Here is an 11,023-nt window from a genome sequence, read left to right on the forward strand (position 1 = left end):
TATTTTAATTTTACTGAATTTTCTAGTATCATATTTTTAGATACTTATAATAAGGGGGATATAATATATGAAAGATGTAATTGAGAAACGCTATATTCGTGCAGAAGTTCCTACTGAATTAACATGGGACCTCTCTGATTTATACGAATCTGATAAAGAGTGGGAAACTGCATTACGTGTATTAACAGATGATATAAAAAAACTTGATGCGTTTAAAGGACAATTACACAATAGCCCTACCACCTTATTACATTGCCTACTTTTAGAAGAAGAGCTTTTAATGAAGTTAACAAAACTATATTCATATGCAAATTTAAAAGAATCTACTGATCGTACAAATCCAGTTATTCAAGCGAACTCTTCCAAAATTGCCGCTTTATGGACGAAAGTACATACGGCGCTATCCTTTATTCATAATGAAATTCTCTCATTAGAAGAAGGCACAATTGAAAAATATTTAACGGAAGAAACAAAACTTGAACCTTTCCGTAAATCATTACTAGACATATTACAAAAAAGGCCGCACACGCTCTCTCCTGAAACTGAAGAAGCACTTGCTGCACTTGGCGAAGTACATAGTTCTCCATACAAAATTTACGGTATGACTAAATTAGCCGATATGGATTTTAACTCCATACAAGATGAACAAGGAAATGAACTCCCTGTGTCGTTTGCATTATTTGAAAGCAAATATGAGTTTTCTCCAAGCGCAGACATACGTAGGAAAGCATACTCATCATTTGTTTCCACCTTGAAACGATATAAGAATACAGTGGCAACAACATATGCGACTGAAGTAAAAAAACAAGTAACACTCTCTCGCTTACGCAAATTTGAATCTGTTACTCATATGCTTTTGGAACCTCAAAAAGTTCCACTTGAAATGTATAACAATCAACTCGATATTATTTATAAAGAATTGGCGCCTCATATGCGCCGTTTTGCAGATTTAAAAAAGAAAGTATTAGGACTCGATGAAATGCTGTTCTGCGACTTACACGCACCTTTAGATCCCGAATTTAATCCGACAATTACTTACGAAGAAGCTGGAAAACTTATTCAAGACTCTTTACAAGTACTCGGGGATGAATATAGTTCCATTATCGAAAAAGGATTCAAAGAAAGATGGGTCGACCTTGCAGATAACGTAGGCAAGTCAACTGGAGCATTTTGTTCAAGTCCATATGGTTCTCATCCGTACATTTTAATTACATGGCAAAATACGATGCGCGGCTGTTTCACATTGGCTCATGAATTTGGGCATGCTGGTCATTTTTATTTAGCAAATAAAAACCAGCGTATTATGAATGTACGTCCATCTATGTACTTCGTTGAAGCACCATCTACAATGAATGAATTACTATTAGCCCAGCATTTATTAGCGACGAATGACGATAAGAGAATGCGTAGATGGGTGATCCTGCAACTACTCGGCACATATTATCATAACTTTGTTACTCACTTACTTGAGGGAGAATATCAAAGAAGAGTATACAGCCTAGCAGAAGAAGGTGGAGCACTTACAGCTACAACTTTAACTGAAATAAAAGCAAATGTACTTTCAACATTCTGGGGAGATTCCGTAAAAATTGATGAAGGTGCTGGATTAACTTGGATGCGTCAACCTCATTATTATATGGGCTTATATTCTTACACGTATTCCGCAGGCCTCACTGCATCTACTGCGGTGGCTCAAATGATTAAAGAAGAAGGACAACCTGCTGTTGATCGCTGGTTAGATGTACTTCGCGCTGGTGGTGCGATGAAACCACTTGAATTAATGAAACATGCCGGAGTAGATATGTCAAAACCAGATGCAATCCGCAGAGCTGTTTCTTACGTTGGTTCCTTAATTGATGAATTAGAGCGCTCTTATTAAGAATAAAGTGAAACTTTAATCAGTGGGGGCCATCCCACTGATTATTAGCCCTCACCAATCGGGCTTTTACGGACAGTTGATTCCCTACCTAACTTCTTTGCTTCCGCTGAATTTTGAGGTAGGAATCTTACTGCCCGGCAAATAGCGGGATAAAAAATAAGCCCTCGCTTTATGAGGGCTTATTTCATATTTACTTTCCAAATCTTTTACGGTATCCACATTTTCTACATAGCTCTTCAACTGCAACTCTTCTGGAAAATCCATCAACAATGTTTGTTGCTCTTTCGCCTTCTATAATGTTAGAGAATGAATCATTATTAATATTTCCAAGGTTAATAATCCCTTCACCATCTAAACAACAAGGAATAACCGTTCCGTTCGCTAAAATACCAGCTTGATTTCGAAGTCCATGACAGAATCCTTTTCCATCATCCTCTTCTTCATGCAATGCTGGCCACTGGAATTCATAGTCTTGATTAATAAAGACACGTTCCGCAATTTTTATACCTTTTCCTGGTGTAAGCTTCTCTTCAATTTGATAAGATAAATTAAACTCATTTTCAATGATAGATAATAACTCTCTATTCTTCTGGATTTCAGCATTTGTTTTATTATCCTGCGTTAAGTTCCATAATCTAAGTGAAACGATTAAATCCGATTGACTTGTCGCCTCTCTAATAAAGGAAAGTATACTTCTTACATACCCCTCTTTGTCTTGTGAACCTGGGTGCCCATCAAAACTATGCAGTGAAAAATTCATTTGTCTTAAAGCAGGCTTATTTAACAATCTATGCCTTCTCTTATTAATTAACGTTCCGTTCGTTGTAATATTAACTTTAAACCCTTTTTCATGGCTTAAATCTAACAATTGATCTATTTTTGGATGCAGCAACGGCTCACCCTTCACGTGCAAATAAATGTAGTCTGTGTGTGGTTTAATTTGGTCTAACCTTTTTGCAAAATCCTCCACAGAAATGAATTGCTTCTGTCTTTCCGTCGGCGGACAAAAGCTGCACGCAAGATTACATACACTCGTAATCTCCAAGTAAAATTTCTTAAACTTCTTCACCTTTAACTCCTCACTTCTATGACTACTTATACTTTTTCCTCTTCATATTACAGCATACTTTTTTAGAAATAGAAACATACTTATTTTAGGAAATATAGAAAACGGCCACATCTGTAGCCGTTTGAATGTACTATTACTATTTGTGATACGGTTCTCCACGATTAATCCGAAACGCCCTATACACTTGTTCAAGCAATACTAATCGCATTAATTGATGTGGTAACGTCATCTTTGAAAAAGAAAGAGATTCATTTGAACGCTTCATTACTTCTAAACTTAGTCCAAGTGATCCGCCAATTACAAAGGCAACTTTACTCTTCCCATATGTAGCAAGACGATCTAAGCTTACTGCAAATTCTTCTGATGATTTTTGCTTTCCTTCTATCGCTAACGCAATGACATGCGTATCATCAGAAATTTTATCTAGTATACGTATACCTTCTTTTTCTTTTACAATTAACATTTCTGCTTCACTTAAATTTTCTGGTGCCTTTTCATCTGGCAATTCAATTACTTCTACTTTTGCGTATGCAGATAATCGTTTTAAGTATTCTGCTATACCTTGTTTTAAATATTTTTCTTTTAATTTCCCAATTGAAATAATCGAGATATTCACACGTATTCCCCACCTTACAAACATGTTATCCACATAACTTATCCACATATCCACAATTGTTACCCACATATTGTGTGAGAATCTGTGTTCGATACAACATATGTCGCCTCATTTTGACAAAATTCACATGTTTTTTTCTCTTTTTCTGAGTTATCCACATTGTTAATAACTGGCGCGACTTCACACTCATCCACAATAATATCTAAAGCTAATTCAACATGTTCTAAACAACAAGGTAAGTTCATATTCTTCACCTCACTTTTCTACAATAGAAAACAGGAGGTAGGCCCTCCTGTTTTTAATACTTTTGAATGCCTAGTTTAACCGTTGTTGTTGCTCGTTTTGTACCACGATAAAACGTAAGAGTCATTTTATCATTAATTTTTTTATCATATAAGGCCGTACGGAATCCGATAATATCGCGAACTGGTTTCCCATCTACTGCTACAATCACATCGTGTTCTCGCAAACCAGCATCTGTACCTGGCGAAGGGCTTTTCACATCTAAAATGCAAACTCCCTCTGTTACATTGCCTGGTAAATGCAATGTTTTTGACCAATAGTAGTTTGGAATTTCATTTAATGATCTCAGTTCAATTCCAACATACGGTCTTCTTACTTTTCCGTACTTCTCTAATTCATTCATAATTGGAACAGCTCTAGTAACAGGAATAGCTAGCCCAATTCCTTCTACTTCTTTTGCCGCAATTTTCATTGAGTTAATACCAATTAATTGACCTGCTGCGTTTACAAGCGCACCACCACTATTACCCGGATTAATTGCTGCGTCTGTTTGCAATACTTCTACTTGCCAATCATAATGTCCATCTTGATCTAAATCTACAGGGACAATACGCTCATTAGCCGAGATAATACCTTGTGTGACAGTTCCAGAAAATTGTAGACCGAGCGGGTTTCCAATCGCAATGACTGGTTCTCCTCTACGAACAGTATTAGAATCGCCAATCTCAATTACTTTTTTCACATGCTTTGCATCTATTTCTAGTACAGCCAAATCTGTGACCACATCGGTTCCTAATACCTTTCCAGGAACCTTCTTACCGTCACTTAAACTTACTTCAATACGATTTGCTCCAGCAACAACATGATTATTCGTTACAATGTAAGCTTGACCATCTGTCTTCTTATAAATTACACCTGATCCCGTACCTGCTTCTGAATCTGCCTCTGAAAAATTATCTCGTTGAATATTAATAACTCCAACAACAGCTTCAGACGCACGATCAACAGCATCCACAAAACTAATTTGTTTAATGCCTTGAGCTTCCGCCATATTACTTCCACTTGCTTCAGCTTGCGGAAACGCGTCCGTATCATTTGAAAATAAAGGAGCTCCAAATGCAAATAACGAAGCTCCTACAATTGTTCCTGCTATGCTAGAAATAACAATACCTTTATGCTTCTTTTTCTTTGCACGTTTCATACGATAATTTTCTCCATTAATAAAGGACATATTTGTTCACCTATCTTCCTGAAAACAACTATATTCACCTTTATTGTTTACTAAAATGGAGAATTATACGTATTGAATTTTTGTAGGCATTTTTGGATCTGTATCGTGGATTTCAAAGGCTTCGCCCACTCCAAATCCCTTTTCCTCTAATACTTGTGATACTGACATACGTGCTAGTTCTTTCATGTTATTATCTAAACTTAAATGGGCTAAATAAATATGCTTTGTCTCATCTGTAATTACATCCGCCATTGCTAATGCAGCATCTTCATTACAAACGTGCCCCACATCACTTAAAATACGTCGTTTAATACTCCATGGATAACGTCCCATACGAAGCATTTCTACGTCATGATTACTTTCAAATACGAAAGCATTAGCTCCCTTAATAACACCTTTCATACGGTCACTCACGTACCCTGTATCTGTAATAAGGGCTAATTTTCTATTATTGTTATGAAAAGCATAGAACATCGGCTCTGCCGCATCATGAGACACCCCAAATGACTCGACCTCAATATCACCAAATGTTTTCACATCCCCAACTGAGAAAATAAACTTTTGCTCAGTTGGGATATTTCCTATTAAGTGTTCCATTGCATTCCATGTTTTCTCATTTGCATAAACAGGTAAATCATATTTACGTGCCAATACACCTAAGCCTTTAATATGGTCACTATGTTCATGTGTTACAAGAATACCCGATACATCATTTATATTTAATTCTGCCTGTTTAAATAAAGCCTCAGTTGCTTTACCACTTAAACCTGCATCGACGAGTAATTTTTTTTCATCTGTTCCTACATATAGCATATTTCCTGTACTTCCACTTGCAAGTACGCTAAAATGCAACCCCATTCTTTCTCACTCCAGTATGTTCATCAACCACTTGATTTTCCTTTTCGCCTAATTCCATAACTTGCCCTTCAATTGCATTTACAAAGAAGTCCTGCTTCTGCTCCGTCTTTAAGTTCCACGTTGGAGCAAGTACTTGGTTATTAGAAGTAGATGCGGTAAGGTTGGCATAACCAATTTGCGCTTCTTTTACATGTGTATTCCCATGAATTTTATTTTTTAAATACAGATTTTCTAAAGCGGTTTGGGCAGTAATAATTTCTTGCTGTTTCGTTTTTTCACTTTCGCCCATTTCTTTTAAATCTGTTAGCATCGTCTGCGTGTACGACACAAGTTCATTTTTCTCATTTAATTCCACAACAATCATCGCCTGATCGTTATAGAAAATAGGCTTATCTTTATATTTTTGGAAGAAGTAAATTTTAGAGTCTTTCATCGCTCCAAACTCATACTTTTGTCCATCCAATACATAGTTCTTTAAAAAATCATTATACTTATCTTTGGATAACGATTTTGTATTTAAAAAGGGCTCTTTTAGCTTACTTTCTATCTTGTACATATTTTGTATATGCGCCGTTTGATTTTTTAAAGACTGTACATCTTCTTCTTTAAATGCCTTGTTTTCAGCCCTAATAAATGACTCTTTTTTCGGTTCTTTAGGGAAATTACCCATAGTAATTTTGTTTGCTTTTAATTCTTGATCTATCTTTGTTTCTGCAATAAGCTCCAATTGATTACTATCTTGCTTTTGAATGAATTGAAAAATGAGAAAGAGGTCCAAAACAAAAAAGGTCACAATAAATATGGTTTTAATCCGATCCCAATCCATTTAGTCCCCCCTCATTCCACTCATATATTTTTTGTTTGCCAGCTTCATCTTCAACAAACTTTACATACCAAATTGGCTGTAGTCGCGCTACTTGCCCATCTAGTGATAATTTGTATCCAATCCCAATGTCTTTAATGGATCTTTTATCTACCGCGGCATTATTTTCTAAGGATGCTATTACAACATGACCTGACGGAAGAGTAACCTTCTGCTCTATACCTTTCGTATTTAAAGAAAGCAACGGTCTTTCATATTCCATTACTTCTTCTGATCCCCATACTTGTCTCAATTCAGCTAATCCATCAGTATTGAATACGGGATATCCATCTTCCTGTAAGCGGAATACTGTCTGTCCTTTATTCATATAGTCCAAACGATATGAATCCAAACTCCCACTGTGACCATTTACAAAATCAAAACTTTTTTGTAAAAGCATTAAATTATCTGGCTTTTTCTCACTTAAAACAGAAGAATTTTTATACTTTAGCATATGCTGATCATTTTCAATCTCCATAGACCTAATACCATCTGTAAATATTTCTTTCGATCCCTCGATAATAGGGCTTAAATAACGTGGGTCACTAAAAAGAGCATTCTTAAATGTATCAACCGCCAAATTAGATGAAATATATGTTATATTACTTAATTCTGTCGTTCCATCTGGTAAAAATAGCTTTTTCATATCATTAATTTGATAGTCAAAATAAGGTTTCGCTGATACTATAAATTGATTTTGTGCATTTACAATATCTTTTAAATACACACCACTTAATTTTGCTTCATATATTCTAGAGTTATCACCATCGGAAACAAAATTAATTTTAATTTCTTGATCCCTACTTCTAGAAGGGTCAAGAATAATTCGATTAAAGTGTTTAGGCTTATCTATACTCTTTTCTTTCATACTAAACATAGATTTAACTGCATCAAATGGGATGTTGGTAGGGAAAATAAGTTCAATTTTCCCTTCACCATGCACATAAGAAAGAAAGTCAGCCTTAGCAATCGATATCTCTTTGAACTCATGTAATTCCCCTGCTTCCAAAGTTCTATAGATTGATTCTATATCTCCCTCTCTTTTGCTCCCGTAATGATTTTTATCTTTATGCACAATGATAGAAGTAGGGCGGACAACATCAGCGATTTTCGTTTGAGTATTTCCCTCATTCCCCTGTACAAATTTTGCGTTTTGCATAGATGTGGAATCTGGCACATACGTCCATAAGTTAAAAGTAAGAAATAGACTAATTACAACTAAATTAATTAAAACTATCGTTTTAACATTCTCCATACTCATTCCCATTCGTCCTCTTCATCTGCTGCCATAGGCAATGTGAAATAAATCGTTGTCCCTTTTCCTTCCTCACTCTTTGCCCAAATCGAGCCACCATGTGCCTCAATCATTTCTTTCGCAATTGCTAATCCAAGTCCTGTACCGCCCATTTGTCTTGAACGTGCTTTATCTACGCGATAAAAACGTTCAAAGATTTTATCGACGTTTTCTTTCGGAATACCCATTCCTTGATCACTTACACTAATCTCCAATAATTCTCCGCGATCACGTAAACGATATGTTACTGTTCCACCTTCTGGTGAATACTTTAATGCATTCGAAATAATGTTATACAATACTTGCGTAATTTTATCCGTATCCATATCAATAAATCGAGATTTTTTAGAGAAAGATCGTTTGAAGCTTACGTTTTGCTCTTTAGACATTTCAAAACGATCAATAATGTTATTAAAGAAGTCAGTAAAGTCGACCCATTCTTTCATTAAACGATGTTCTGTACTATCGAGTTTAGATAGTTGCAATAACGCATTTACAAGTCTAATCATTCTTTCTGTTTCTTCTTGTGTAACTGTTAAAAACTGTGGTGCAATATTTGGATCTTGCCACGCACCGTCTGTAAGTGCCTCTAAGTAACTGCGCATTGTCGTTAATGGCGTTCTTAATTCATGAGAGACGTTTGCTACAAACTCGCGGCGTTCTCTTTCTATACGCTCCTGCTCAGTCACATCATATAATACGGCAATTAAACCATTTGCTTTCCCTGTCTCTTTTTGAATAACAGAGAAACTAGCGCGTAAAATATATGGCTCATTTCTCGTACTAAAATCTAATAAAACAGAATCCGGCTCTTCGTATAAATGATCGAGCGTAAATTCTTCTTGTATTCCCAATACTTCTAAAACAGATTGATCGAGCGCCGTTTCACGCGAAACATTTAGCATCTTTTCCGCAGGATCATTTAATAAAATAATGTCCCCTTTTCGGTCAGTAGCAATTACTCCATCTGTCATATGTGATAATACGGATGACAATTTACGTCTTTCACTTTCTGTTGAAGAACGAGCTTGTTGTAATTTTTTTGATAAATTATTGAAAGATAATGCTAATTGTCCAATTTCATCATGGCTATGCACTTTTACTTTTCTTGAATAGTTTCCTTTTGCCATTTCAATTGCTTGTCTTCGCATATCAGAGATTGGTCTCGTAATCGTTTGAGCTAACAAAATTCCAAGTACAGCTGTTACGAGTAATGCAATAACGGTTCCGGTCGCAAAGATTTGATTAATATCCTTCATCTGCTTATAAACATCTTCCATGGATGCAACAACGTAAATAGCACCAAGTGCATCTTTGTTATTATCATCCATAATAGGAGTAATCATAACTTGTACACGATGACCTGTACGACCATCCTTCTCAATTTTTACTTCTGGTTTTTTTTGTACCAATACCCGCTGAACAGCTATATCAGTTGACGTTCTATTTACCTTGTTTTGCTTTGACTCATCTGAAATAGCGAGCAGCTTTCTATTCGCATCAAATACACTTACCTCTTGAATATCCTTCTTTCGATCAGAGGCAAATTTTCGAATGGAAGTTTTAATCGTTTCACCTGTTGATTCTGTCTCTGCTTTTGTATAACTTTTTTTAAACTCTTGTTTCAAGTTATACGATAATAAGTTCGTTTGTTGCGTTAAAGAATCTCTAAAACCTTGTACAAGACTCTTTTCTAACTCTCTTACGAAATATACCCCAATAACTTGCATAGCTATCAATATTAATAGCATATATATGAGTACAAATTTTAAATGAATAGATTGAAAAAAACCGACTTTCTTCATATACTATTCCTGCTCTGGGTCACGCAAGTAATACCCTACTCCACGTCTAGTGACAATTAATGTAGGATGACTTGGATTATCTTCAATTTTTTCACGCAGACGACGTACTGTTACATCCACTGTACGTACATCTCCAAAATAGTCATAACCCCAAACTGTTTGCAATAAATGTTCGCGTGTCATAACTTGTCCTAAATGTTTTGCTAAATAATGTAATAGCTCAAATTCACGGTGTGTAAGCTCAATATTTTCCTCACGTTTCGTTACACTATACGCATTTGGATTGATAACAATTGGTCCAATAACCATTTCCGTATTTTCTTCTTTTTCTGCCGCACCACCTTGCTGATGACGACGTAAATTCGCCTTCACGCGAGCAAGTAATTCCCTCGTACTAAATGGCTTCGTTACATAATCATCTGCGCCAAGCTCAAGTCCTAATACTTTATCAATTTCAGAATCCTTCGCTGTAAGCATAATAATCGGCATTTCTGAGCTTTTACGTATTTCACGGCAAACCTCTAAGCCATCCTTACCTGGTAGCATAATATCTAATAAAACCATATCTGGCTGTTCTTCAGTCGCTTTTTCAATTGCTTCATCACCATCGTGCGCCATTACAATTTCAAAACCTTCTTTTTCTAGGTTGAACTTCAAAATATCTGCAATCGGCTTTTCATCATCAACTACTAAAATTTTCTTTCCCATCATCGTCTATTTCCTCCTTATAAAGTGAAACTTTAATCAGCCCTCACCAATCGGGCTTTTACGGGCAGCTCGCTTCCCACCTAACTTCTTTGCTTTCGCTGAATTTTAAGGTGGGGGTCTTACTGCCCGGTAAATAACAGGGTAAAAATATGGCCAATATCCTTAAACACATTGATGTCTACATAGTATGTCCCTATATGACCGCATCTTTTGCTTAAGTACTTTCTACTCTATTCTCACAGACTCATGTATAATCCACTTTTACACGGAATCCTATACGATCTATAGAAAAACCTCTAGCTTCAACTGCTAGAGGCTCCTCATTCTATTTTAAAATAACTACTCAATTTTGTAAAATTACACAAATAAAAAGGATATTAAGTGGGCCCACTTAATATCCTGAGAGTGGCTCGGGACGGAATCGAACCGCCGACACGAGGATTTTCAGTCCTCTGCTC

General features: G+C 36.1%; 10 protein-coding genes. 1 reads left to right on the forward strand and 9 read right to left on the reverse strand.

Annotation, left to right across the window (positions count from 1 at the left end):
* Nucleotides 1–67 precede the first annotated feature (67 nt).
* Nucleotides 68–1,879 carry an oligoendopeptidase F gene (gene pepF / locus BAQ46_RS23595; RefSeq protein WP_071742907.1) on the forward strand — a complete coding sequence of 604 codons (1,812 nt, stop codon included), beginning with the start codon at nt 68–70 and terminating at the stop codon, nt 1,877–1,879.
* A 190-nt stretch (nt 1,880–2,069) separates the two neighbouring features.
* On the opposite strand, the gene BAQ46_RS23600 is transcribed toward pepF, so the two are convergent.
* From BAQ46_RS23600 to walR, 9 genes are all read right to left on the reverse strand, one after another.
* Nucleotides 2,070–2,948, reverse strand: coding sequence for a radical SAM/SPASM domain-containing protein (locus BAQ46_RS23600; protein WP_000713636.1), 879 nt, complete (start codon nt 2,946–2,948; stop codon nt 2,070–2,072).
* Between the two features lie 136 nt (nt 2,949–3,084).
* Nucleotides 3,085–3,564 (reverse strand): 23S rRNA (pseudouridine(1915)-N(3))-methyltransferase RlmH, encoded by a 480-nt coding sequence (gene rlmH, locus BAQ46_RS23605; protein ID WP_044791861.1) that lies wholly within the window; start codon nt 3,562–3,564, stop codon nt 3,085–3,087.
* Nucleotides 3,565–3,623: 59 nt separating this feature from the next.
* Nucleotides 3,624–3,809 (reverse strand): CxxH/CxxC protein, encoded by a 186-nt coding sequence (locus BAQ46_RS23610; protein WP_001052827.1) that lies wholly within the window; start codon nt 3,807–3,809, stop codon nt 3,624–3,626.
* 53 nt (nt 3,810–3,862) lie between these two features.
* Nucleotides 3,863–5,038, reverse strand: a complete 1,176-nt coding sequence (locus tag BAQ46_RS23615) for a S1C family serine protease (protein ID WP_071742908.1) — start codon at nt 5,036–5,038, stop codon at nt 3,863–3,865.
* A 63-nt stretch (nt 5,039–5,101) separates the two neighbouring features.
* A complete protein-coding gene (locus BAQ46_RS23620; RefSeq protein ID WP_000522836.1) occupies nt 5,102–5,896 on the reverse strand; it encodes an MBL fold metallo-hydrolase in 795 nt (264 codons plus the stop codon).
* Nucleotides 5,880–6,722, reverse strand: coding sequence for a two-component system regulatory protein YycI (locus BAQ46_RS23625; protein WP_000383731.1), 843 nt, complete (start codon nt 6,720–6,722; stop codon nt 5,880–5,882). The genes BAQ46_RS23620 and BAQ46_RS23625 overlap by 17 nt, the downstream gene beginning before the upstream one ends.
* Complete coding sequence (locus BAQ46_RS23630) at nt 6,703–8,019, reverse strand: YycH family regulatory protein (RefSeq protein WP_000061586.1); 1,317 nt, start codon at nt 8,017–8,019, stop codon at nt 6,703–6,705. Before BAQ46_RS23630 ends, BAQ46_RS23625 begins: the two co-directional genes overlap by 20 nt.
* The gene (gene walK, locus BAQ46_RS23635) at nt 8,016–9,857 is read right to left on the reverse strand and encodes a cell wall metabolism sensor histidine kinase WalK (protein ID WP_000755380.1); all 1,842 of its coding nucleotides are present in this window, start codon (nt 9,855–9,857) and stop codon (nt 8,016–8,018) included. Before walK ends, BAQ46_RS23630 begins: the two co-directional genes overlap by 4 nt.
* Before the next feature lie 3 nt (nt 9,858–9,860).
* Nucleotides 9,861–10,568: a cell wall metabolism DNA-binding response regulator WalR gene (walR, locus tag BAQ46_RS23640; protein ID WP_000971872.1), complete on the reverse strand. Its 708-nt coding sequence runs from the start codon at nt 10,566–10,568 to the stop codon at nt 9,861–9,863.
* Nucleotides 10,569–11,023: the final 455 nt, after the last annotated feature.

It is taken from the genome of Bacillus paranthracis (genome assembly GCF_001883995.1).
Classification (GTDB): Bacteria; Bacillota; Bacilli; order Bacillales; family Bacillaceae_G; genus Bacillus_A; species Bacillus_A paranthracis.